A 22,272-nucleotide genomic window follows, 5' to 3' on the forward strand; every position below is an offset into this window, starting at 1 on the left:
CCGCGCGAGGACGGGAGTCAGCCGACCAGCAGGTCGACCGGACGCGATGCCGCATAGCCGACGAGCGGCAGGGCGCGGTCCGCGGCCAGCGCGATGCGCGCGCGCAGCACGTCGGAGGCGATCTCGTAGCCGTCGAAGTCGGTGTCGCTCGCGTACACCCCGAGCGGAAGCGTCAGCGCCTGGAAGAACGCGAACAGCGGCCGCAGCTGATGCTCGATGATCAGTGCGTGCTTCTCGCCGCCGCCGGTCGCCGCGAGCAGCACCGGCTTGCCGACCAGCTCGTACTGCCCGACGAAATCGAAGAGGTGCTTGAAGAGGCCCGTGAACGACGCGCGGTAGACCGGGCTGCCGACGATCAGGAGGTCGGCGGACTCGATCGCCTGCAGCTGGACCTCCACCTCCGGAGCGAGCTGATCACGTCGGAGCGCGCCGGCCAACCCCGGGCCGATCTCCGTGAGCTCGATGAGCTGCGACTCGACCGCGGCTCGTTCGCCGATCGCGGCCGTGATCGCCCGGACGAGGGCAGTCGTCTTGCTCGGCTCGTGCAGGGAACCCGACACGGCCACGACGCGGAACGGAGCTGTCATGCCTCGACGGTACCCACGACGACGCCCCGTGTCGCGCGATGCGACACGGGGCGTCATGTGCGGGGAGAACCCGGTCTCAGTTCACATCGTCCGGATGCGAGCCGACACGTCCGGACCCGTCCAGCGGGTCGAGGGCGTCGATCGCCGCGATCTCGGCGTCCGTGAGCTCGAAGCCGAAGACGTCGAGGTTCTCGCGCAGACGCTCGGCACGCACCGACTTCGGGAACACGATGATGCCCTTCTGGAGGTGCCAGCGCAGCACGGCCTGCGCGGGGGTGACCCCGTGCGCCGCAGCGGCGTCCGCCACGGCGGGGGTGCCGAACAGGTCGTACTTGCCCTGCCCGAGCGGACCCCACGCCTCGATCCGGATGCCGTGGTCGTCGGCCCAGGAGACGACGTCGCGCTGCTGGTAGGCGGGGTGCAGTTCGATCTGGTTCACCGCAGGCACGACTCCGGTCTCCTTCACGGTGCGCTCGAGGTGCGGCACCAGGAAGTTCGAGACGCCGATGCTGCGGGTGAGCCCGGCCTCACGCAGCTCGACGAGCTTCGCGAATGCGTGCACGTAGTCGTCCTTGGCGGGGGTCGGCCAGTGCACCAGGTAGAGGTCGACCTTCTCCAGCCCGAGCTTCTCGAGGCTCTCGGCGATGGCCGCGCGCGGCTCCTCGTCGTGGTGGCGGTCGTTCCAGAGCTTGGTCGTGATGAACAGGTCGTCGCGGGCGATCCCTGAGGACGCGATGGCGGCGCCGACGCCCTCCTCGTTGCCGTAGATCGCGGCCGTGTCGATGTGGCGGTAGCCGATCTCGAGCGCCTCGCTCACCGCGCGCTCGGTCTCTGCCGGCGGCACCTTGAAGACGCCGTAGCCGAGCTGCGGGATGGAGTTGCCGTCGTTCAGTTCGAGTGCAGGAATGCTCATTGCTCCAGCCTATGACCGGTGTCGGACGCCGAGGCCGGAGGATGAAGAAGAAGTCCATCGCCTCAGCGCCGCGGAACCGCCGCCATCGCCGCCGCGCCGCGACCGACGAGTCGTTCCAGGGGACCGCGCCCGAAGAACATCGACCACAGGGTCGTCACCACCAGCAGGCCCACCGCCGTCGCCGCCCAGAACGCGTTGCTGGAGAAGAAAGCGCCCGGCCCGCCCACCAGGACGATAGACAGCACGTGAGCGCTGTATGCCGTCAGCGGCATGGATCCGAGGGCTCCGAGAGGCAGCAGCGCCCACCGCAGCGGCCGTGCCAGCAACAGGCACAGCGCGATCACCGCGAGCGCGAACCCACCGGAGCCGAGCACCTCGGCCGTGCCCCCGCTGTGGGGCTCGACTGCGAACACCGCGGCGACGACGGCGCCGAGCGGGTCCGCCGCCGCGAGCGCCTGCGGATACCCCTCCCACCCGCTCGGGGCTGACAGCACCCCGCCGTCGCTCTCGACGAACGAGCTGTCCGCGAAGGACGAGCTGCCGTCCGGAGACCCTGTGAGTCCCGCGGACTGTCCGATGCCACCGAGTCCGTAGCCTGCGACCGCGAGCACGACGCCGACGCCGAGCGCGATCACGGCGGTGCGGATCCGCTGCACGTGCATCCGCCCCAGGGCCATGCCACCCAGCACGAGCGCCATCCACACCGTGAGGGGGTAGGTGCCGTACAGCACGAAGCCGATGCCGGCGCCGAACGGGTGCAGCATCACGGCGCCGAGGAAGGCGAGCAGCGCGGGACCGAGGAGCGCGAGCACGGCAGCCCCGAGCAGCAGCTGCCACGGACGCCACCGCAGGAACGGGATCACGGCGATGTAGAGGATGCCGTAGAGCGTGAGGATCACGGCGATCGGCGTGTTCAGCATCTCGAGGGCGAGCCCGATCAGGAAGATCACCGCTCCGCGTCCGACGAGGCTCAGCCGGATGCCGGGGAGCCGCTCCGGGTCGGGCAGCGCGCTGCGGCCGGTCATCAGGGCGATCGACACTCCCGCGAGCAGGGCGAAGAGGATCGAGGACCGCCCGTGCACGAGGTCGGTCCACGTCGAAGGATCGACGAGGTCGAACGCCTCCGTCTCGCCGATGTGCGCTCCAGCCATGCCGAGGATCGCCAGCCCCCGCGCCACATCGAGGCCGAGGATGCGCGGCGGGCGCCCGAATTCACGGAACCATCGGACGGGAGCCAGGGCGGTGATCACCAGATGATCGTAGGGGGCGATTCCCGTCATACGATGGAGGGCTATGTCCTCCCCCGTGATCTCCTATCCCCCGGAGCTGCCCGTCAGCGCCGCCAGGGGCGAGATCGCCGACGCCATCCGCGACCACCAGGTCGTGATCGTCGCGGGGGCGACCGGCTCTGGCAAGACCACCCAGCTGCCGAAGATCGCCCTCGAACTGGGGCGCGAGCGCATCGCGCACACACAGCCCCGCCGCCTGGCCGCCCGGACCATCGCGGAACGTGTCGCGGAAGAACTGCACGTCGAGCTCGGCACCCTCGTCGGCTACAAGGTGCGCTTCACCGACAAGGTCTCGGACGCCACTCGCATCGCCCTGATGACCGACGGCATCCTCCTCAACGAGATCCACCGCGACCGGCTGCTCACCCGCTACGACACGATCATCATCGACGAGGCGCACGAACGCTCCCTCAACGTCGACTTCCTGCTGGGGTATCTGGCCCGCATCCTCCCGGAACGCCCCGACCTCAAGGTCGTGATCACCTCGGCGACGATCGACCCCGAGAGCTTCGCGAAGCACTTCGCCGCGGCCGACGGCACCCCCGCACCCATCATCGAGGTGTCCGGCCGCACATATCCGGTCGAGATCCGCTACCGAGGTCCGGTCGAAGACGCGGACGACGAGAGCGCACCGGCCGAGCCGGAGGACGAGGTCTCGGCGATCGTCGCCGCACTGCGCGAACTCGACCGTGAGCCCGCGGGCGACGTGCTCGTGTTCCTGCCCGGTGAGGCCGAGATCCGCGACGCCGCCGATGCCGTGCGCGGCGCGTACGCGAACGACCGCTCCCCCACCGAGGTGCTGCCGCTGTTCGGTCGCCTCTCCGCCGCAGACCAGCACCGGGTCTTCGAACGCAGCAGGGTCGCCGGCGTCCGTCGTCGGGTCATCCTCGCGACGAACGTCGCCGAGACGAGCCTCACGGTCCCCGGCATCAAGTACGTGATCGACACCGGGACCGCGCGCATCTCCCGCTACAGCAACCGCTCCAAGGTGCAGCGACTACCGATCGAGGCCATCTCGCAGGCCTCGGCGAACCAGCGCTCCGGTCGCGCGGGGCGCACCAGCGACGGCATCGCGATCCGCCTGTACTCGGAAGAGGACTTCGACCGGCGCCCGGAGTTCACCGAGCCCGAGATCCTGCGCACCTCGCTGGCGTCGGTCATCCTGCAGATGCTGTCGCTCGGGTTCGGCGACATCGGCGCATTTCCCTTCCTCACGCCGCCGGACTCCCGGGGCGTCAAGGCGGCGTTCGACCTGCTCACCGAGCTCGGAGCGGTCGAGCCCTCCCGCCGCGACGGCTCCCCGCACCTCACCCGCACCGGACGCGACATCTCGCGCATGCCGATCGATCCGCGGTTCGCCCGCATGCTGATCGAGGCGGGGCGGTCCGGCTCCGCTGGCACCGTGACCCGAGACGTGCTCGCGATCGTCTCGGGTATGACCATCCAGGACGTGCGGGAGCGGCCGGAGGAGCGGCGGGACGAGGCCGACCGTCTGCACGCGCGGTTCGTCGACCCGACCAGCGACTTCCTGACGCTGCTGAACCTGTGGAACCACCTGCGCGAACAGCAGCGCGAGCTCGGCTCGAGCGCGTTCCGACGGATGTGCCGCGCCGAGCACCTGAACTACGTGCGGGTGCGGGAGTGGTTCGACGTGCATCGCCAGCTGCGCACCCTCGTGAAGACACCCGATCGCCACCGCGACGACACCGGGACGAGCGACCCCGACGCGATCCACCGCTCGCTGCTCGCCGGACTCCTGTCGCAGATCGGCATCCTCGACGAACGCACCGCTCCCGCGGGGAAGTCGCACGCCCCCGCCAAGGAGCAGAAGGGCCGGCGCATCGCGGAGTACCGCGGCGCCAGGGGCATCCGCTTCTCGATCTTCCCCGGGTCCGGTCTGCGCAAGAAGAGTCCTCGCGCCGTGATCGCCGCCGAGATCGTCGAGACCTCGCGCACCTTCGCCCGAACGGTCGCCGCGATCGACCCGGCGTGGGCGGAACCGCTGGCCGGTGACCTCGCCAAGCGTCAGGTGACGGAGCCGCACTGGTCGAAGGATGCCGGCGCCGCCGTCGCCTTCGAGAAGGTGACGCTGTTCGGACTCGAGATCATCCCGCGGCGCCGCGTGCAGTTCGCCCGCATCGACCGCCCGGCCTCGCGCGAGCTGTTCGTGCGGCACGCACTCGTCGAGGGCGAGTGGGATCCCACGCGCATCGACAAGCGGGTGAGCGCGTTCTGGCGCAGCAACGCCGAGCTGCGCCGACGCCTCGAGAAGCTCGAAGAGCGTGAGCGGCGCCGCGACATCCTCGCCGGCGACGAGGCCGTGTTCCGGTTCTACGACGAGCGCCTCCCCGCCGACGTGTTCGACGTGCGCTCGTTCGAGAGCTGGTGGCGGGAGGCCATGGCGACGACGCCGAAGCTGCTCGTCATGCGTGAGAGCGACCTCATCGACGATGAGGAGCGCGCAGACCAGCGGGAGTTCCCCACGCGGTGGCCGCAGGGCGATCAGGTCCTCGGACTCGCGTACCGGTTCGAGCCGGGCGCCGACGACGACGGTGTCAGCGTCGTGGTGCCGCTTCCCCTGCTCGCGCAGCTCGAAGACCGCGGCTTCGACTGGCAGGTGCCCGGCCTGCGGGCCGAACTCGTGACCGGACTGCTGCGAGCGCTGCCGAAGGCCATCCGCCGTCATGTCGTCCCGGCGGCCGACTGGGCCGAGAAGTTCGGGGCGGAGCTCGCCGACGAAGGCCCGGAGTCGCACGGCGGTCTGCCTCCCCGCACGCTCAAGGAAGCTCTCGCCCGGCTCATCCAGCCGCTCGCGAATCAGCTCGTCTCCGCCGCCGACTTCGACGACGAGCGGGTGCCCCCGCACCTGCGCATGAACTTCCGCGCGGTGGACGAGCGCGGCAGGGTCGTCGGCTCCGGGCGCGATCTGCGAGCCCTGCAGGCGCGGCTGTCCGACCGCGCGCGCAGCAGTGTGGCGCGCTCGATCGCCGCGCCTCCCCGCTCCGGCACTCCGGGCCCGAACCGTGGCGCCGAGCGCGTCGCCGCGGCACCGGTCGAACAGACCGGGCTGACGGGCTGGACGTTCGGGGAGCTGCCTGAAGTGCTCGATACGAGGGTCGCCGGCGGAGTCGTGCGGGGCTATCCGGCCATCCTCGACCAGGGCAAGAGCGTGGCGGTGCGCGTCGAATCCACTCCGGAGGCCGCCGCTGCCGCGACCCGAGACGGCGTGCTGCGACTGGTGCTGCTGGGCGTCCCCTCGCCGTCGTCGTATGTGCAGGAGCACCTGACGAGCCAGGAGAAGCTCGCGCTCGCGGCTTCGCCGTACCCGTCGGCCGCTGCTCTGATCGAGGACTGTCGCGCCGCCGTGTCCCGGCGGGTCGTCCAGAGCATCGTGCCCGACGGGATCGTACGCAGCGAGGCCGAGTTCGTACGGGTGCGTGATGCCGTGTCGGCGGTGCTGGTGGACGAGCTCTTCGCCTGCGTCTCGCTGGTCGCCCGTATTCTGACGAAGTCCCGCGACGTCGAGCGCGGGATCAAATCGCAGAACTCGCTGGCGCTCCTCGGACCGCTCAACGACATCCGCACGCAGCTGAGCGGTCTGCTGCACCCGGGATTCGTCTCGGCCGCCGGGGCCGATCGGCTCGCGCACTTCCCGCGGTACCTCGAGGGGATGCTCGACCGGCTCAAGACGCTCGCGAGCGAGCCGGGCAAGGACCGCGCGCGCATGACCGAGTACGAGCGCATGGCGAAGGCGTTCGAAGACGCCGGCGGCACGATCCCGCTCGCCCGCGACGCCGTGCCCGCGCTCGTCGAGGTGCGCTGGCTGCTGGAGGAGTACCGCGTCAGCGTGTTCGCGCAGCGACTCGGCACCGCACAGCCCGTGTCGCCGCAGCGGATCATGAAGGCGCTGTCCGGCCGCTGAGCCCTCGCGTCGCCCCTCGGCACGGGTAGCCTGAACGCATGGCTCGCGCGATCGTCTACACCGAAATCGGTTCCCCCGCTGTCCTGCACCTGATCGAGATCCCCGACCCCGTGGCGGCACGCGGCGAGGTCGTCGTCCGCATCGAGGCCGCCGGCGTGAACCCCATCGACGCGAAGCTGCGCAGCGGCAAGCGCCCGTCGCCCCCGATCACGGAACCGCGTCCGGTCGGCTTCGACGGCGCCGGTGTCGTCGAGGTGCTCGGCGAGGGCGTCGATGGGCTCTCCGTCGGCGATCGGGTGGCGATCCGCGACGCGCACGGCACCTACGCCTCGGCGCTCGCGATCGCGACCGAGAACCTCGAGAAGCTCCCCGACGCCGTCACGATGGCCGAGGGCGCGGCGATCGGCATCCCCGCCGGCACCGCCTACCAGGCGTTGCGCTCGCTCGGAGTGACCGAGGGCGACGTGCTGCTCGTGCACGCCGGCTCTGGCGCGGTCGGACAGGCCGCGGTGCAGTTCGCCGTCGCGTGGGGTGCGACCGTGATCGCCACCGCCAGCCCGGCCCGCCACGACCAGCTGCGCGAGCTCGGCGCGATCCCCGTGGCCTACGGCGACGGGCTGCTGGAGCGCGTCCGCGAGGCCGCTCCTTCTCCCGTCACGGTCGTGCTCGACGGCGCGGGCACCGACGAGGCGATCGAGACCTCGCTCGCGCTGGTCGCCGACCGCGACCGCATCGCGACGATCGTGCGCGGACCGGACGCCGCGTCGTTCGGCATCCGCGCGTTCTCCGGCGGATCTCCGGTGCCGCTGACCGAGGAGGAGCTGGCATGGCGCGCCGAGGCGCTGCCGAAGACCATCGAGCTGCTCGCCGCGGGCGACTTCACGATCGAGCTGGGTCCGGAACTCCCCCTCGCCGAAGCGGCGCAGGCCCATGAGCTCATGGAGTCCGGCGCCGCCTCGGGCAAGATCATCCTCGTGCCGTAGGAGAGATCTCGGTCGGGGTCAGCTCTGGCCGGGATCAGGCTGGAGCCACCGGACGCCCGATCGACAACATGAGCCTGTTCGCCCAGTTGAAGAACGCGGCGCCGTGGATGAGGTCGGCGATCTCCAGGTCGTCGAGTCCGGCCGCGCGCAGCCGCACGATCTCGTCCTCCCCGAACGCGTTCGGGGTGTCGGTGAGGGCGACGGATGCCGCGACGACGGCGTTCCAGCGCTCGCCGAGGTCGGCGTCCACCCCCTCGTCGAGCAGGAGGTCGACGTCGTCCGTGCGCTTGCTGTGGTGCGCGGCGAACCGTGAGTGCACCGACGCGCAGAACACGCAGCCGTTGCGACGGGATGCCGCGGTCGCGGCCAACTCGCGGTCGGCGCGGGGCAGCCCCTCTGCGGCGTTGTAGAAGATGTCCTTGTCGACGAGAGTTCGGGCCTTCAGCACCTCCGGGTCGCGGGCCAGGAGCCGGAAGTAGTTGTTCTTGGCGCGCGCGGCGTCGACCAGGCCGTCGAGGTGGCGTGCGGTCAGGTCCTCCTCGGCGAGCGGTGCGAGGTGCGGAACCCAGCCGACCTCGCCGCGGGTGAAGGCGTGCGGGTGCGGGGCGTCGTCGTGACGGAGCACGGTGGTCTCGGCGGTCATGCCGCTTCCTCCTCGGAGATCTCGGGCGTGGCGGTGGTGGTCAGCCCTGCCGCGGCGAGCACGCGGAGCCCGGTGACGACGCGCTGCTGGAAGGCGAGGAAGGACACCAGCTGCGACAGGGTCACGATGCCGTCGACCGTCCAGCCGGCATCGAGCAGCCGGCCCAGGTCGGCGCTCGAGGCCTCGCGCGGGCGGAAGACCAGCAGGTGCGTGTGCGCGAGCGCCGCGGCGAGACGCTCCCCGAGGACGGCCGCCACGGAGTCCGGGACGACGTAGCGCTCCCCCTCGGTGTTCTCCGCCTGCAGACCGAGCTCGGTGTAGGCGCCGAAGGGACCGCTGACCGCGGCATCCGTCGCCTCCGCCCGCACCACGGCCGCCCGCTCGGGGTCGACCTGCTCCGCGCGGCGGGCGTAGAACTCCGCGGTCGGGTCGTCGGCGCCGGCGAGACCCGTGGCGAAGGCGGCCACGAGCTCGCGCTCGGCCTGCGTGACGTGCGCGACCGAGAGCGGGAGGAAGAGGGCGTCGAAGCTCGCCTGAAGCTGCTCCCTGGTGACCGGGCGGCGACGGCGCAGCGCATCCAGCTCCGGCGTCACCCCCACGATCCGGTCCACGATGTCGTCGGTCATGCGTTCTCCTTGAGGGTGAGGGTGTGATCAGGGGTGGGGTTGAGGGCGAAGCCGAGGGCAGGGGCGACCTCGTCGGCGAAGAGGGCGATCGATCGCAGCACGTGCTCGTGCGGTGCGTCCACCGAGTGCACCTGGAAGGCCACCTCGGTCGCCCTGGCCAGAGTCGCGTCGGCGGCGAGCGACTGCGCGACCTCCTCCGGCGTGCCGAGGTGCGTGTCGAGGGCGGCGATCAGGTCGTCGATGCCGTCCCCTGGGATCGTCTGCCCCTGACGGCGGAATCCCTCGGCGGCTCGTCGCAGGCCGACCTCGGCGAAGCGCAGCGCCTCCGCACGGTCGTCGGCCACGAACACCGTGCGCGAGGCGGTGATCCGGGGCTCGACGCCCGTGGGCAGCGCGTCGAGGTAGGCGTCGATGATCGGGTCCTGCAGCTCCGAGAGGGGCGCATGCAGGCGGTCGGCGCGACGAGGCTGCGTGCGGGACAGCAGCAGGCCGTGTCCGTGGATGCCCGCCCGGTGTCCGCCCGGCACCGAGAAGGTCGCCTGCCAGACCCGGTCCGCGAGATCCCCGGCATCCGGATACAGGGAGTTGCCCGCACCGACATCACGACCGGCGAGCCCGTCGAGCAGCACGTGCAGCTTGCGGTCGTATGTCGGTCCCTTGTCGCGGACGTCCTCCCCGAACGGCGCGAACGACGAGGGCGTGCCCCCGCTGCCGAGTCCCAGATCAACGCGCCCCCCGGAGAGCAGATCGGCGACCACGGCATCCTCCGCCACCCGCACCGGGTCTTCCAGCGGAAGGGTGACCACACCGGTGCCGAGACGGATCCGCGAGGTCACTGCCGCGACGTGCGCGAGGAACACCAAGGGCGACGGCAGGCCGCCCTCCGCGGCGTGGAAATGGTGCTGAGCGACCCACGCCCGACCGATGCCGTGGCGCTCGGCCTGCTGGATCTGGGCCGTGGCGAACGCGTATCGTTCAGCCGGCGCCGCGTCGTCGAGCAGCCGGGTGAAGAAGGCCACGGTGGGGGCGGTCGATGCGGTGGTCATACTGCTGTCTCCGTTCGACCGGGAACCGCGGCGAGCAGTTCCCGGGTGTAGTCGTGCTGCGGGTCGTGGAAGAGATCCTCGGTCGGACCCTCCTCGACGATCCGCCCTCGGCGCATGACCGAGACCGTGTGGCTGATCCGACGCACCACCGCCAGGTCGTGCGAGATGAACAGGTAGGTGAGTCCGAGCTCGGCCTGCAGCGAGGTGAGCAGCTCGAGGATGCGCGCCTGCACGGTCACGTCCAGTGCCGAGACCGCCTCATCGAGGACCACGACCTCCGGGTCGATCGCGAGCGCTCTCGCGATCGCGACCCGCTGCCGCTGACCGCCCGAGAGCTCACCGGGGGTGCGACGTGCGACGTCGATCGGCAGCGAGACCCGCTCGAGCAGTGCGTGCGCGCGCTCCCGCCGCTCGGTACGCGTCCCGACCCGGAAGTTGCGCAGCGGCTCCGCGACGATGTCGACGATCTGCTGGCGCGGGTCCAGTGAGGCGAAGGGGTTCTGGTAGACGAGCTGCACGCGCCGGCGCAGCGCCCGCAGCTGGTCGCGCTTCGCCTGGGTCACGTCCTCGCCGTCGAGCTCGATGGTGCCGGCGTCGGGCTGATGGAACCGCGTGACGAGTCGGGCCGTGGTGGTCTTGCCGGAGCCCGACTCCCCCACGAGGGCGTGCGTGGTGCCGCGGCGGACCTTGAACGACACGTCATCCACCGCACGGAAGCGCTCGCGCCCCGCCACGCGGAACTCCTTCACGAGGCCCTCGGCGACGATGGCGAACGGGTTCTCGGCGGCCACGGCCGCGGCATCCCGGAGGAACGGCGGCGCATCCGGGCGCCGGAAGCCGGTGGCGAAGGCGGGAGCATCCGAGAGCAACTGCCGTGTGTACGGGTCGGCGGGCGCCGCGAGCACCGCGTCGCTGCGCCCCTCCTCCACGATCCGTCCGTCCTTGAGAACGACGAGCCGCTCGGCACGATCGGCGGCGACCCCGAGGTCGTGGGTCACGAGCAGGATGCTGGTGCCTTCGTCGCGCTGCAACTCGTCGAGCAGATCCAGCACCTTCCGCTGCACCGTGGCGTCGAGGGCGCTGGTGGGCTCATCCGCGATCAGCAGCCGAGGCCGCAGGGCGATCGCGGTGGCGATCAGCACGCGCTGCCGCATCCCCCCGGAGAGCTCGTGCGGATACTGGCGTGCCCGCAGGTCGGGATCGTCGATGCCGACGCGGTCGAGCAGCTCGATGGCCCGCGCATGCCGCGACCGACGGTCCCGGTGCCCATGCAAGCGGAGGATCTCCTCGACCTGCGTGCCGATCGTGCGCACGGGGTCGAGCGAGGTGGTCGGATCCTGCGGCACGAGGCCGATCTCCGGCCCGCGGATGCCCCGCAATGCGCGGTCGGACCACCCCGAGATGTCGAGGTCGCCCAGCACCACCGTGCCGCCGTCGACCCTTCCTCCTGCCGGGAGGAGCCCGAGCAGCGCATGGGCGGTCGTGGACTTGCCCGACCCCGACTCGCCCACCAGCGCGAGGGTCTCGCCCTCGTGGATCTCGAACGACACGCCGTGCACGACTTCGCGACGCGCGTCCCGGTTGCCGTAGGAGACCCGCAGGTCGGTCGCGGAGATGACAGGTGTGCTGCTCATTTCTCTCTCCTTCCGATCCGATGGCTGATCCTGTTGGCGCTGAGCACGACGACCACGACCACCAGGCCGGGCAGCGCCGTGAGCCACCACGCGGTGCCGACGTAGTTGCGGCCGTCGGCGATCAGCAGCCCCCATTCCGGGGTGGGCGGTGGCGCACCGTAGCCGAGGAAGCCGAGGGTGGAGATCGCGAGGATCGCACTGCCGAACTGCAGCGCAGCGAGCGCCAGGATCGGCGTCAGGGAGTTCGGCAGCACGTGTCGACGGAGGACCGCGGCGAAGGTGGCACCGCTGCCGAAAGCCGCCTCGACGTACTCGGTGCGGCGCACGCGCGAGACCTCCGCACGCATGAGTCTGGCGAACGCGGCGACGCTGCCGAGACCGACGGCGATCGCCGCGTTCACGGTGCCGAAGCCCAACAGGATGATCACCGAGAGCGCCAGCAGCAGCCCCGGGATCGCGAGGAGCACGTCGACGATGCGCATCAGCACTTCGTCGACCACACCACCCACGGCGCCGGCGATCGCGCCGATGAGGGTACCGAGTGCCAGCCCGACGGTCACCGCGATGAGCGCACCCGACAGCGAGTGCACGGCGCCGTGCACGACCCGTCCGAACAGGTCGCGACCGAGGGTGTCGGTACCGAACCAGTGCGCAGCGCTCGGCGGCAGCAGCTTGTCGGCCGGCACCCCGGTGAGCGGGTCGCCCGGAGCGAAGACCCCGGGGATGATCGCCCACAGCACCGCGACACCGACGACGACGAACGCCAGATAGAGTCCCCAGGACCGACCGCGCAGGCGACGACGCCGGCGGGGCGACGGCACGCTGTCGGCGGCGGTCGCGGGCGGCGCGCCGTCGGACACGATGGCCGTCTCGGCGATCACGGATGTGGTCATGCGGACACCTCCTGAGGTGCGAGCCGCCCGCCGACGGCAGGGGTGCGAGCGACGCTGCGCTGGCGAGGGTCGATGAGAGGGGTCACGAGGTCGACCGCGAAGCTGATGACCACGAACCCGAGCGCAGACAGAAGCACGACGCCCTGCAGCACGGGGATGTCCTGGTTCGCCACGGCCTGCTCCGTGAGGCGGCCGATGCCCGTCCGTCCGAACACGGTCTCGGTCACGACAGCCCCGCCGACCAGTTCGCCGAACAGCACCCCCGCGATCGTGAGGGTGGGCACGGCGGCGTTGCGGGCGACCGACCGGGTCAGCACCCACAGCGGCGGGGCGCCCTTGGCGCGGACCACCGTGACGAAGGGCTGCGCCTGCACCCGATCGATCGCGCGGACCAGCACCTGTGCCAGCGGGGCGGAGATCGGCACCGCGAGCGTGAGCACGGGGAGCACGAGTCCGCTCACCGGGTCGGCTCCGACGATCGGCACCCAGCCGAGCCCGAACGAGAAGACCTGGATCAGGAGGATGCCGAGCCAGAAGACCGGGACCGCGACGAAGAGACCTGGCACCTGACGCAGGCCGTCGCGCAGCCACGCGAACGGGGCGAGCGAGGAGAGCCCGGCGATCAGGACCGCGAGCAGCAGCGCGACAAGGAGTCCGAGCGATGCCAGCAGCAGCGTCGACGGCAGGGCTTCGGCGAGCATGGTCAGCACCGGCGTGCCGAACTGCGTCGAGAACCCGAAGTCTCCGGCGAGGAATCCGAGACCCGCGTGCAGGTACTGCTCCCACCAGGGCAGGTCGGCCCCGTAGGTCGCGCGGATGCTGTCGAGCTGATCCGGAGACAACCCGAGGCTGGGGTCCGAGAACTTGATCAGGATCGCGTCGCCCGGCAGCAGCTGCAGCAGGAAGAAGGTGGCCGTGAAGGCCGCGATCAGCACGATCGCGGCCTGCCCGGCTCGTCGGAGGACGAAGCTCATCGGTGCACCATGCCGATCAGTGCTCGGCGAGCCAGACGCCGGAGAACGTGGGGCGCCCCACCGACTCGAAGGCCACACCGTGCACGTAGGTCGCCGTGCCGTACACCTGCGGCTCCTCGAACAGCGGGATCACGTACGCCTGCTCGGCGATGTAGTCCTGCACCGCCTGGGATGCCGCGATCCGCTTGTCGGCATCGGGCTCGGAGGCCACCGCGAGGAGCAGTTCGTCGAGCTTCGCGTCCTTAGAGATCAGCACGTCGCGGTTCTTCGTGAAGTACTGGCTCTTGATCACATCGAGGTCCGCCCTGCCGACCATCGAGTGGTAGAAGCCGGTCTTCAGCGGATCGCGGGTGTCTTCGGCGGCGCTGCCCGCATCGCCCGGCTTGACGGTGAGCTCGACCCCGACCTTCGCCAACTGCTGCGCGACCAGTTCGAGCGTCTGCTTCGACAGCGGCTGCGGCTTGGCCTCGTACACCGTGATGGCGAGCCGTTCGCCGTCCTTCTCACGGATGCCGTCGGTTCCCTTCTCCCACCCGGCCTCGTCGAGCAGTTCCTCGGCCTTGTCCGGGTCGTAGACGTAGTGCTCCGACTCGTCCTTGTACCCGACGGCCTGCGACGACAGCACCGAGGTCGCCACCGGATAGTTCTCGGTGAAGAGAGTGTCGACGACCTCCTGGGCGTTCACGGCGGCGATGATCGCCTGGCGCACCCGGATGTCGGAGAGCAGCGGGTTCTCGGGGCGCAGGGCGATCGAGTTGTTCACCCCGCGGGTCTGCGGCGCGTAGAGGGTGAAGCCGGCGCCTTCGACACGATCCTCGTCGAACGCCTGTACGTAGCGCGCGTAGTCCGCCTGGCCCGCGAGCAGCGAGCCGATGCGCACGGAGTCCTCCGGGGTGATCAGGACGTGCACCGCGTCGAGGTACGGGCGGCCGTCGTTGTCGACCGTTCCGGGACCCCAGTCGTAGTCGTCGCGCGCGGTGAGCGTGTACTCCGTGCCGAGCTTCTCGCCGGTCACGGTGAACGGACCCGACCCGATGATCTCGGCCGCGTTGCCCGCGCCGAAGTCCTCGATGGTGCCGTCGAGAGTCTCCGGCGACAGCAGGCCGGAGTTGATCGTCGAGGTCGCCTGCAGGAATCCGGGTGAGGGTGCGCTGAAGTGGAACGTCACCGTGTCGTCGTCGACGACCTCGCTGCCGGCGTAGTTGTTGATCGCCTCGGAGACCGTGAGTCCGCGGTCGGCGTCGCCCAGGCCGTAGGTGTCGAAGTTCTTCGCCACCGCTGCCGCGTCCAACGGTGTGCCGTCCGAGAAGGTGATGTCGGGGTTCAGGTCGAACGTGTATTCGGTCGCATCGTCGTTGACCGTCCAGTCCGACGCGACCCACGGCTCGATCTCGAGCGTCTCTGGGTTCTGCCACGTCAGGCGAGCTGCGATGTTGTTCACGATGCCGCCGTTCGGGTAGAACCCTGCCTGCGGCGGATACAGGTTCGTGTAGGCCTGGTGCTCGAGGTAGGTGAGGGTGCCGCCCGTGACGGGGTCCCCTCCTTCCGCGGGGGCGTTCGCCGGGGCGGGCGATGAGGCGCACGCAGCGAGGCCCCCGGCGAGGACGAGCGGGAGCGCGAGTGCGGCGGCGCGGGTGAGACGGCGGTTCATGCGAGGACTCCTCGGAGGGATGCGGTGGTTCGGGTGGACGGGATGATGATCACGGTAGGAAGCGGGGAGGCGACGGCGCGAGGCCGACGACACCGCGGGTCGCGAGATGAAACCTCTCGTCACGCGTCGACATAGGAGGACACGCGCAGCCGGTCGCGGAGGGTGGTCGCGGACGGCTTCCCTCCCGCATCCCCCTCGTCGCGCAGGAGTCCGCGACGGCGCAGCTCCGGAGCGGCCGTGCGCGTGAACGCCTCGAACTGCGAAGGCTGGAACGCTGAGAGCACGTTGAAGCCGTCGGCGGCCTCGTGGTCGCGCCAGCGCTCGAAGTGGTCGGCGATCGTGCCGGCGTCGCCGACCACGAACGCGGCGGGCACGGCGTGCGCCGCCACGAGATGTCGCCACGTGAGCGCCGCGCCGGCAGAGCCTGCACCCGCGGTTCCTCCCTCGGCCATGCGCAGTCCCGCGATGCGGGCGACACGCTCGATCAGCGCGGCGCCGCGCTCCCCCAGCCGCGCCTCCTCCGCACGCGTCACCGGCTGGTCGAACGCCGCGGTGCGCAACTCGTCGTCGGCCGGCACCTCGAGGGCGTCGGCGAGCGCGTCCACCGTGCGGTTCTGAGGGAAGGCCGTCCGTGCGCTGTGGTGGCCCTCCGCGAGCGGGACGAGCGCCAGAAGACGCTCCACGATGCGATGTGCGGCGGCATCCGTGTCGGCGACAACGGGCAGGACCGGTGCGATCACCTTGAGCGCATCGGGTGACCGGCCGGCCTCCGCGGCGATGTCACGCAACGTCCGACGCGTCGCGATCGCCTCGGCGATGGTCGGCGCGGCGATGAGTGCCAGGTCGGCCGCGGTCGCCGCGAGCGCGCGCGACCGCGGCGATGTCCCCGCGTGCACGATCGGGATGCGGCCCTGCGGCGGTCGGGCGACATTGAGGGGGCCGGACACCCGCAGGTGCTCTCCGCGAAGGTCGGCGGAGCGGAGTCCTTCCGGATCGATCAGCACCCCTCGCTCGGCATCGGCGACCCAGGCGTCCTCGGCCCACGAGTCCCACAGCCGTCGCAGCGCCTCCACGAACTCCTCGGCGCGGCCGTAGCGCGACTCGTTGTCGGCATGCGCGTCCCTGCCGTGGTTGCCCGCGGCGCGCGGCTCGGCTCCCGTGACGAGGTTGACCCCTGCGCGCCCGCGAGTGAGCACGTCGAGCGAGGCCAGCGAGCGAGCCGTCGTGTAGGGATCGGCGTAGGTCGTGTTCACGGTCGCGATCAGGCCGATCCGCGAGGTGACTCCCGCGAGGAAGAGCACGGCACTGACCGGGTCGATCCGGGCGAGGAGGTACGGATCGCGGAACTCCAGGTCGGGGCCCGTCGCCAGCCAGTCGCCGAAGAAGAGGTAGTCGAGCCCCGCGTCCTCCCCCTCCTGCGCGATGTGCCGGAGGATGTCGGCGTCCGCGGCAGGGTCGCGATGCGCACCGGGGTGACGCCAGCCGGAGGGATACGCGCCGAGGGTGCGCACCATCGCGCCGATGATGAGGGGATCGGTCATGCCCGACACGGTAGGAGCGCGCGCGAGGGCGCTGCCATGCCGCCGAAGCCGGGCGTCACGGGATGTAACAGACCGACACACCCAGCCCACCCTCTACGCTGAGAACATGACTGGTCTTCGGTGGGGAATCCTTGCGACCGGCGGTATCGCCGGTGCGTTCGCGTCCGATCTGCGCACGGCGGGGCTCGACCTCGTCGCCGTCGGGTCACGCTCCCAGGAGTCGGCCGACGCCTTCGCCGCGCGCTTCGACATCGGGCACGCGCACCCCTCGTACGAAGCGCTGGTGTCCGATCCCGAGGTCGACATCATCTATGTCTCCACCCCGCATCCGATGCATCACGAGAACGCCCGGCTCGCACTCGAGCACGGCAAGCATGTGCTCGTCGAGAAGGCCTTCACACTGAACCGTGCAGAGGCGGCCGACCTCCAGGCGCTCGCCGCGGAGCGCGGTCTCCTCGTCATGGAGGCGATGTGGACGCGGTACCTCCCGCACATGGCGCGCATCCGTGAGCTCATCGCCTCCGGTGCCCTCGGCGAGATCCGAGCGGTCAGCGCCGATCACACCCAGCTGCTCCCCACCGACCCGACGCACCGGCTCAACGCCCTGGAACTGGGAGGCGGCGCGCTGCTCGACCTCGGCATCTACCCGCTCTCGTTCATCTGGGACATCCTCGGCGCCCCGACCGAGATCCGCGCCGTCGGCCGACTCATCGAGACCGGCGCCGACTCCGAGGTCGCCACGGTCATGGTCCACGAGGGCGGCGCGATCTCGACGAGCCTCTCGTCGTCACGGGCGTCCGGCCCCAACGCCGCCGCCATCGTCGGCACCGAGGCACGCATCGACATCGACCGCGTCTGGTACACCCCGACCACGTTCCGTGTGGTGCTCCCCGACGGCACCGTGCAGGAGGAGTACGTATCGCAGGTCGAGGGCCGGGGGATGCAGTATCAGGCGCTCGCGGCGGAGCGTCTGGTCCGCGACGGCATCCTCGAGGGCGACATCCTGCCCATCGCCGAGAGCGTGGCGATCATGGGCACGCTCGACGAGATCAGGGCGCAGATCGGCGTCCGCTATCCCCGCGAGGAGGTCTGATCATGGCGGAGACCACCGACGCCCGCGTGGCCGTCTACCTCGACTTCGACAACATCGTCATCTCCTGGTACGACCGCGTGCACGGTCGCAACGCCTACGGCAAAGACCGTCAGCGGATCACCGAGAACCCGAACGACCCCGAGGTCACCGACCGGTTGAGTCGCGCGATGATCGAGGTCGGCGCGATCATCGACTACGCCGCCTCCTTCGGCACCCTCGTGCTGACGCGCGCGTACGCCGACTGGTCGTCCCCCGTGAACGCCGAATACCGTTCGCAGCTCGTCGCGCGCGCGGTGGACCTCGTCCAGCTCTTCCCCGCCGCCGCGTACGCGAAGAACGGCGCCGACATCCGCCTCGCGGTCGACGCGGTGGAAGACATGTTCCGCCTTCCCGATCTCACCCACGTCGTGATCGTGGCGGGTGACAGCGACTACGTGCCCCTCGCCCAGCGGTGCAAGCGGCTCGGCCGGTACGTGATCGGCGTCGGCGTGTCCGGCTCGACGGCCAAGTCCCTCGCCGCCGCGTGCGACGAGTTCGAGTCCTACGACTCCCTGCCAGGGGTGGTCCGTCCGACCAAGGTGGTCGCCGCCCCCGTCGCCGCACCCCCGGCCGAACCCGCAGCCCCGATCGCCGAGGCCGCAACGAAGCCGAAGACCGCCCCGAAGCGCGCGAAGGCCAAGTCTGCCGCGAAGGCCGAGGAGCCCAGGGTCGAGGACAAGGTCGACGACCAGGAGGTCGCGACGCAGCTGCTGGAGCGTGCACTGCGTCTCGGCCACGACAAGGCCGATGCCGACGAGTGGCTGCACAGCTCGGCCGTGAAGACGCACATGCGCCGCATGGACCCGTCGTTCAGCGAGAAGGCACTCGGCTATCGCTCCTTCTCCGACTTCCTCAAGTCGCGTGACGACATCGCCGAGCTCGAGGAGACGGGGCACGAGCGGTTGATCCGCCTCCGCGAACCCGCAGCCTGACCGGGGGTCATTCCTCGAAGTCGTACTCCTGGAACGCCACGACCTCGGGCGCCCACCGCTCGGAGACGAACGCCCTATGCGCGGGGTGCGCGTCGTACGCATCGTAGGTCGCCTGGTCCGCGAAGCGCATGGAGAACTGGTGGGTCAGGTCGCTCTTCGCGCTCACCTGGCGCCGGATCGTGAACTCCTCGACCCCGGGGATCGCGGTGAGGACCGCGTGCCCGGTCGCCAGGAACTCCGCTTCCTCTGCGGACCCCGCAGGGTGGCGCAGGCGGAAGACGACGGTGTGCTGGATCATGCGGCCTCCTGGTCCGGTGGTCATTGGTTGCTGAACGCGGCGTCGAAAGAGGCGCCGGGCTTGGGCCACAACAGCGCGCGCACGTACTCCAGCGCTTCCGGGGCGCCGTGCAGCCGGTCCATCCCCGCGTCCTCCCACTCGATCGAGATCGGGCCGTCGTACCCGATCGCATCGAGGGCGCGGAACGCATCCTCCCAGGGCACGTCCCCGTGGCCCGTCGAGACGAAGTCCCAGCCGCGCCGAGGGTCGCCCCACGGCAGATGCGAGCCGAGCACACCGGACCGTCCGTTCTTCGGCCGCATCCGGGTGTCCTTGCAGTCGACGTGGTAGATCCGATCCGCGAAGTCGACGATGAAGCCGACGGGGTCGATGTTCTGCCACATCATGTGCGAAGGGTCCCAGTTGAACCCGAACGCCTCACGGTGGTCGATCGCCTCGAGGGCACGCACGCTCGACCAGTAGTCGTACGCGATCTCGCCCGGATGCACCTCGTGCGCGAACCGCACACCTTCGGCGTCGAAGACATCGAGGATCAGGTTCCAGCGGTCGGCGAAGTCCTGGAACCCGGCCTCGATCACGGCGGCGGGCACCGGCGGGAACATCGCCAGGTAGGGCCAGATCGACGAGCCGGTGAACCCGACGACCGTGTCGACGTCGAGCTTGCGGGCCACCCGCGCGGCGCGCTGCATGTCCTCCGCCGCCCGCTGCCGCACACCCTCCGCCTCTCCGTCGCCCCACACGTACTCCCGGAGGATCCCCTGATGACGGAAGTCGATCGGCGCATCGCACACGGCCTGACCGGCGAGGTGGTTCGAGATCGCGAAGATCCGCAACCCGTGCCGGTCGAGGATCTCCTTGCGCGACGCGACGTAGGCGTCGTCCTCGTCGGCGCGCCGCAGGTCGAGGTGATCGCCCGAGGCCGCCACCTCGAGCCCGTCATATCCCCACTCGGCCGCGAGCCGGGCGACCTCTTCGAAGGGCAGGTCGGCCCACTGGCCGGTGAACAGGGTGACCGGATGGGTGCTCATGGATACTCCTTCGTATCGGACTCGCGCGGGTGGTGCGGTGGTCAGGCCCCGAGGGCTCGGAGGGCTGCGATGCTCCGGGCCGCGAGCTCGTCCTGGCTCGCCGCCAGCGGGCGCCAGACCGACGCCGCGACCGCGATCGTCGCGTTCTCCCCCGTGAAGCTCTCCAGGCCGAGCGGACCGTGATAGCCGGCGTCGTCCAACGCTCGGACGATCTCGGGCCAGTCGGTGTGATCGTCGCCGACGGCTCCGCGGTCGCTGCCGCACACCTGCACGTGCGCGATCGCCGCCCCCGCGGCGCGGATCGCATCGGCGGGCCTCTTCTCCTCGATGTTGAGGTGGTAGGTGTCGAGCGCCAGCCCGAGGCCGGCGCCCAGCAGCGGCTCGAGCGCGTCGAGGCTCTGCGCCACCGTGTTGAGCACACTCGTCTCGTAGCGGTTCAGGGGCTCAACGGCCAGCGTCACCCCCACCGCCGCCGCGTCATCGGCGAGCGCTGCCAGGTTCTCGCGCAGCTCTGCGACGACGGCGGTCCGTTCATCGGGTTCCATCCGCCAGGCGACGCCGGTGGGGCTGTAGAAGGGCCCGGCGACCGTGCCGGCGCCCAGCACCTCGGCCGCGCGGAGACAGGCACGCAGATACTCTTGCGTCGCCGTGACATCGCCCACGCGTCCGATCAGCGAGCGCCCGGGCCCCATGGCGCCGACGACGATCGCTCCGAGGCCCAGCCGGTCGAGCACGTCACGGGCACGCACGGGGTCCCAGTCGCCGATGCTCTCCAGCGGCAGCTCGAGGGCGTCGTAACCGAGGTCCTTGGCCTTGCGGGCGAGCGGCTCGAGCGTCGCGTCCGTGAGCGGAGACGTCCACACCCAGGTGTTGACGGCGATCGTGCGGGGCATCATCGTCCTTTGATCGTGAAGACGCTCCCACCCTCCCACTCCGCGCGTGCGGAACGGAAGGGCGGGAGCATCGGGGGTTACGGGATCTGCCGTTCCTGCCACACGGTCGGGTAGCCGGGGAGGTTCTCCCCGCCGAACTTCGCGTAGTGGCCGTCCGGCATGCCCTCATTCGCGGCGAGGTAGTCGTCGAGCTCCGGTTCGGTGATCGGCTTCTGCGGCAGCACCCACTCCTTGGGCACCTCGGTGCCCGCGAAGATCATCTGTGCCGCCAGAAGCGGGGTGCGCCACTGGAAGTTCGAGTACACGGGTGCGAGTCCCGTCAGCCCGGTGTCCTTCCACTTGCGGAGGAAGCTCATCTCATCCTCACCGGTCATCACCGGGTAGTCCGCCCCCGCGTCCTCGAACGCCTCGATGGCCGCCACCGCGCCGTCGCCCGCGTCCATCCAGATGCCGTCGACGTCGCCCTTGGCGAGCTCGTCGCTGATGATGCTCTTGATCTCGGCAGGGTCAGCGCCCGTGAAGTGATCCACGGCGTCGATGCCGGCCTCGTCGAACAGCTTCTTCGCCCCGGCCCAGCGGTGCTCGAGCACGTCCACACCCGGGAGGATGCGCAGCGCCACGACCTTGTCGCCCTCTTCGAGGTTGTCGATCAGGAACTCGGCGGTGTCGATGCCCCAGGCGAATCCGCCGATCGGGTGGATGAACGTGACGGGGCAGTCGGTGTTGACGCCGCGGTCGAACACGATGACGGGCTTGCCGGTCTCGCACGCCCTGTCGACGGCCGGGGTCATGGCCGCCGTGCTGTTGGGCGAGATGAGGAAGACATCGCAGTCGCCATCGGAGATGAAGTAGTCGATGTCGGCGATCTGCGTGTCGTCGGAGTCCTGCGCGTCGCGCGTCTCCATCTCGCTGATCGCCCCGGCCTCCTGCAGCGCCTTCAACTGCTCGTTCATCGTGATCCAGCCCGTCTGACGCCACGGGTTGGAGATCGAGGCGTTCGCGAAGCAGGCCTTCTTCGCGCCCTCGCTCGCGAACTCCGAGGTGTCGACCATCTCGGCGTTAATGTGCTGCAGGTAGGGCTCATCAGCCGGTCCCTGCGGGTCGACGCCGCGCTCCTCATCCTGCTTGTCGAAGAGCTCCTGGTCGAACCACTCGGTCGTCTCCGCCGTCTCGTCGGGGTTCTCGGACTCGGCCGGCGCGACGGACGGGTCGGTCGTGCACCCGGCGAGCGCGATGAGGCCGAAGAGAGCCACCCCCGCGGTGGCGATCTTCATTGATCGTCGCATT

General features: G+C 70.4%; 19 protein-coding genes. 4 read left to right on the forward strand and 15 right to left on the reverse strand.

The genetic code is table 11. The annotated features are described in order from the left end of the window. Positions 1-17: 17 nt before the first annotated feature. The 3 genes from msuE to AB0E56_RS19140 all read right to left on the reverse strand — a co-directional run bounded on the left by msuE (position 18) and on the right by AB0E56_RS19140 (position 2,750). Positions 18-587: an FMN reductase gene (gene msuE, locus AB0E56_RS19130; protein WP_359801645.1), complete on the reverse strand. Its 570-nt coding sequence runs from the start codon at positions 585-587 to the stop codon at positions 18-20. A gap of 76 nt (positions 588-663) precedes the next feature. Then, on the reverse strand, positions 664-1,500 hold the full coding sequence (locus AB0E56_RS19135) for an aldo/keto reductase (RefSeq protein WP_359801647.1): 837 nt from the start codon (positions 1,498-1,500) through the stop codon (positions 664-666). Positions 1,501-1,562: 62 nt separating this feature from the next. Then, positions 1,563-2,750, reverse strand: a complete 1,188-nt coding sequence (locus AB0E56_RS19140; RefSeq protein ID WP_359801648.1) for a heparan-alpha-glucosaminide N-acetyltransferase domain-containing protein — start codon at positions 2,748-2,750, stop codon at positions 1,563-1,565. Positions 2,751-2,793: 43 nt separating this feature from the next. On the opposite strand from AB0E56_RS19140, the gene hrpA reads away from it, so the two are divergent. Together hrpA and AB0E56_RS19150 are read left to right on the forward strand one after the other, a co-directional pair. Beyond that, the gene (gene hrpA, locus AB0E56_RS19145) at positions 2,794-6,711 is read left to right on the forward strand and encodes an ATP-dependent RNA helicase HrpA (RefSeq protein ID WP_359801650.1); all 3,918 of its coding nucleotides are present in this window, start codon (positions 2,794-2,796) and stop codon (positions 6,709-6,711) included. A gap of 38 nt (positions 6,712-6,749) precedes the next feature. Then, on the forward strand, positions 6,750-7,694 hold the full coding sequence (locus AB0E56_RS19150) for an NADP-dependent oxidoreductase (RefSeq protein ID WP_359801651.1): 945 nt from the start codon (positions 6,750-6,752) through the stop codon (positions 7,692-7,694). Positions 7,695-7,728: 34 nt separating this feature from the next. Here AB0E56_RS19150 and AB0E56_RS19155 read toward each other — a convergent pair whose 3' ends face one another. From AB0E56_RS19155 to AB0E56_RS19190, 8 genes are all read right to left on the reverse strand, one after another. Then, on the reverse strand, positions 7,729-8,337 hold the full coding sequence (locus tag AB0E56_RS19155; protein WP_359801652.1) for an alkylhydroperoxidase domain protein: 609 nt from the start codon (positions 8,335-8,337) through the stop codon (positions 7,729-7,731). Further along, complete coding sequence (locus AB0E56_RS19160) at positions 8,334-8,963, reverse strand: CMD domain protein (protein ID WP_359801654.1); 630 nt, start codon at positions 8,961-8,963, stop codon at positions 8,334-8,336. The genes AB0E56_RS19155 and AB0E56_RS19160 overlap by 4 nt, the downstream gene beginning before the upstream one ends. Further along, complete coding sequence (locus tag AB0E56_RS19165; protein WP_359801655.1) at positions 8,960-10,009, reverse strand: putative FMN-dependent luciferase-like monooxygenase; 1,050 nt, start codon at positions 10,007-10,009, stop codon at positions 8,960-8,962. Before AB0E56_RS19165 ends, AB0E56_RS19160 begins: the two co-directional genes overlap by 4 nt. Beyond that, complete coding sequence (locus tag AB0E56_RS19170; protein WP_359801657.1) at positions 10,006-11,643, reverse strand: ABC transporter ATP-binding protein; 1,638 nt, start codon at positions 11,641-11,643, stop codon at positions 10,006-10,008. The genes AB0E56_RS19165 and AB0E56_RS19170 overlap by 4 nt, the downstream gene beginning before the upstream one ends. Next, positions 11,640-12,536 (reverse strand): ABC transporter permease, encoded by an 897-nt coding sequence (locus AB0E56_RS19175; RefSeq protein ID WP_359801659.1) that lies wholly within the window; start codon positions 12,534-12,536, stop codon positions 11,640-11,642. The genes AB0E56_RS19170 and AB0E56_RS19175 overlap by 4 nt, the downstream gene beginning before the upstream one ends. Then, a complete protein-coding gene (locus AB0E56_RS19180; protein WP_359801661.1) occupies positions 12,533-13,510 on the reverse strand; it encodes an ABC transporter permease in 978 nt (325 codons plus the stop codon). The genes AB0E56_RS19175 and AB0E56_RS19180 overlap by 4 nt, the downstream gene beginning before the upstream one ends. A 16-nt stretch (positions 13,511-13,526) precedes the next feature. Beyond that, positions 13,527-15,161: a TIGR04028 family ABC transporter substrate-binding protein gene (locus tag AB0E56_RS19185; protein WP_359801663.1), complete on the reverse strand. Its 1,635-nt coding sequence runs from the start codon at positions 15,159-15,161 to the stop codon at positions 13,527-13,529. A 119-nt stretch (positions 15,162-15,280) separates the two neighbouring features. Then, the gene (locus tag AB0E56_RS19190) at positions 15,281-16,702 is read right to left on the reverse strand and encodes an NtaA/DmoA family FMN-dependent monooxygenase (protein WP_359801664.1); all 1,422 of its coding nucleotides are present in this window, start codon (positions 16,700-16,702) and stop codon (positions 15,281-15,283) included. A 106-nt stretch (positions 16,703-16,808) separates the two neighbouring features. Between AB0E56_RS19190 and AB0E56_RS19195 the strand changes: the two genes are divergently transcribed. Continuing rightward, positions 16,809-17,795: a Gfo/Idh/MocA family oxidoreductase gene (locus AB0E56_RS19195; protein ID WP_359801666.1), complete on the forward strand. Its 987-nt coding sequence runs from the start codon at positions 16,809-16,811 to the stop codon at positions 17,793-17,795. A gap of 2 nt (positions 17,796-17,797) precedes the next feature. Next, positions 17,798-18,766 (forward strand): NYN domain-containing protein, encoded by a 969-nt coding sequence (locus AB0E56_RS19200; RefSeq protein WP_359801668.1) that lies wholly within the window; start codon positions 17,798-17,800, stop codon positions 18,764-18,766. A gap of 7 nt (positions 18,767-18,773) precedes the next feature. On the opposite strand, the gene AB0E56_RS19205 is transcribed toward AB0E56_RS19200, so the two are convergent. The 4 genes from AB0E56_RS19205 to AB0E56_RS19220 all read right to left on the reverse strand — a co-directional run bounded on the left by AB0E56_RS19205 (position 18,774) and on the right by AB0E56_RS19220 (position 22,271). Next, positions 18,774-19,064 carry a Dabb family protein gene (locus AB0E56_RS19205; protein ID WP_359801669.1) on the reverse strand — a complete coding sequence of 97 codons (291 nt, stop codon included), beginning with the start codon at positions 19,062-19,064 and terminating at the stop codon, positions 18,774-18,776. Positions 19,065-19,084: 20 nt separating this feature from the next. Further along, positions 19,085-20,092 carry a sugar phosphate isomerase/epimerase family protein gene (locus AB0E56_RS19210; RefSeq protein ID WP_359801671.1) on the reverse strand — a complete coding sequence of 336 codons (1,008 nt, stop codon included), beginning with the start codon at positions 20,090-20,092 and terminating at the stop codon, positions 19,085-19,087. Between the two features lie 41 nt (positions 20,093-20,133). Continuing rightward, complete coding sequence (locus AB0E56_RS19215) at positions 20,134-20,985, reverse strand: sugar phosphate isomerase/epimerase family protein (RefSeq protein WP_359801673.1); 852 nt, start codon at positions 20,983-20,985, stop codon at positions 20,134-20,136. A gap of 77 nt (positions 20,986-21,062) precedes the next feature. After that, on the reverse strand, positions 21,063-22,271 hold the full coding sequence (locus AB0E56_RS19220; RefSeq protein WP_359801674.1) for a substrate-binding domain-containing protein: 1,209 nt from the start codon (positions 22,269-22,271) through the stop codon (positions 21,063-21,065). Position 22,272 lies beyond the last annotated feature (1 nt).

This window comes from Microbacterium sp. NPDC028030, from assembly GCF_040637855.1.
Taxonomy (GTDB): Bacteria; Actinomycetota; Actinomycetes; order Actinomycetales; family Microbacteriaceae; genus Microbacterium.

What these genes read in the sequence shown, in the direction of transcription:
- AB0E56_RS19215 (WP_359801673.1), bottom strand. Translation starts at nt 20,985, where the DNA reads ATGCCCCGCACGATCGCCGTCAACACCTGGGTGTGGACGTCTCCGCTC.
- AB0E56_RS19210 (WP_359801671.1), bottom strand. Translation starts at nt 20,092, where the DNA reads ATGAGCACCCATCCGGTCACCCTGTTCACCGGCCAGTGGGCCGACCTG.
- AB0E56_RS19175 (WP_359801659.1), bottom strand. Translation starts at nt 12,536, where the DNA reads ATGACCACATCCGTGATCGCCGAGACGGCCATCGTGTCCGACGGCGCG.
- AB0E56_RS19180 (WP_359801661.1), bottom strand. Translation starts at nt 13,510, where the DNA reads ATGAGCTTCGTCCTCCGACGAGCCGGGCAGGCCGCGATCGTGCTGATC.
- msuE (WP_359801645.1), bottom strand. Translation starts at nt 587, where the DNA reads ATGACAGCTCCGTTCCGCGTCGTGGCCGTGTCGGGTTCCCTGCACGAG.
- AB0E56_RS19135 (WP_359801647.1), bottom strand. Translation starts at nt 1,500, where the DNA reads ATGAGCATTCCTGCACTCGAACTGAACGACGGCAACTCCATCCCGCAG.
- AB0E56_RS19185 (WP_359801663.1), bottom strand. Translation starts at nt 15,161, where the DNA reads ATGAACCGCCGTCTCACCCGCGCCGCCGCACTCGCGCTCCCGCTCGTC.
- AB0E56_RS19165 (WP_359801655.1), bottom strand. Translation starts at nt 10,009, where the DNA reads ATGACCACCGCATCGACCGCCCCCACCGTGGCCTTCTTCACCCGGCTG.
- AB0E56_RS19155 (WP_359801652.1), bottom strand. Translation starts at nt 8,337, where the DNA reads ATGACCGCCGAGACCACCGTGCTCCGTCACGACGACGCCCCGCACCCG.
- AB0E56_RS19200 (WP_359801668.1), top strand. Translation starts at nt 17,798, where the DNA reads ATGGCGGAGACCACCGACGCCCGCGTGGCCGTCTACCTCGACTTCGAC.
- AB0E56_RS19190 (WP_359801664.1), bottom strand. Translation starts at nt 16,702, where the DNA reads ATGACCGATCCCCTCATCATCGGCGCGATGGTGCGCACCCTCGGCGCG.
- AB0E56_RS19150 (WP_359801651.1), top strand. Translation starts at nt 6,750, where the DNA reads ATGGCTCGCGCGATCGTCTACACCGAAATCGGTTCCCCCGCTGTCCTG.
- hrpA (WP_359801650.1), top strand. Translation starts at nt 2,794, where the DNA reads ATGTCCTCCCCCGTGATCTCCTATCCCCCGGAGCTGCCCGTCAGCGCC.
- AB0E56_RS19220 (WP_359801674.1), bottom strand. Translation starts at nt 22,271, where the DNA reads ATGCGACGATCAATGAAGATCGCCACCGCGGGGGTGGCTCTCTTCGGC.
- AB0E56_RS19170 (WP_359801657.1), bottom strand. Translation starts at nt 11,643, where the DNA reads ATGAGCAGCACACCTGTCATCTCCGCGACCGACCTGCGGGTCTCCTAC.
- AB0E56_RS19160 (WP_359801654.1), bottom strand. Translation starts at nt 8,963, where the DNA reads ATGACCGACGACATCGTGGACCGGATCGTGGGGGTGACGCCGGAGCTG.
- AB0E56_RS19205 (WP_359801669.1), bottom strand. Translation starts at nt 19,064, where the DNA reads ATGATCCAGCACACCGTCGTCTTCCGCCTGCGCCACCCTGCGGGGTCC.
- AB0E56_RS19195 (WP_359801666.1), top strand. Translation starts at nt 16,809, where the DNA reads ATGACTGGTCTTCGGTGGGGAATCCTTGCGACCGGCGGTATCGCCGGT.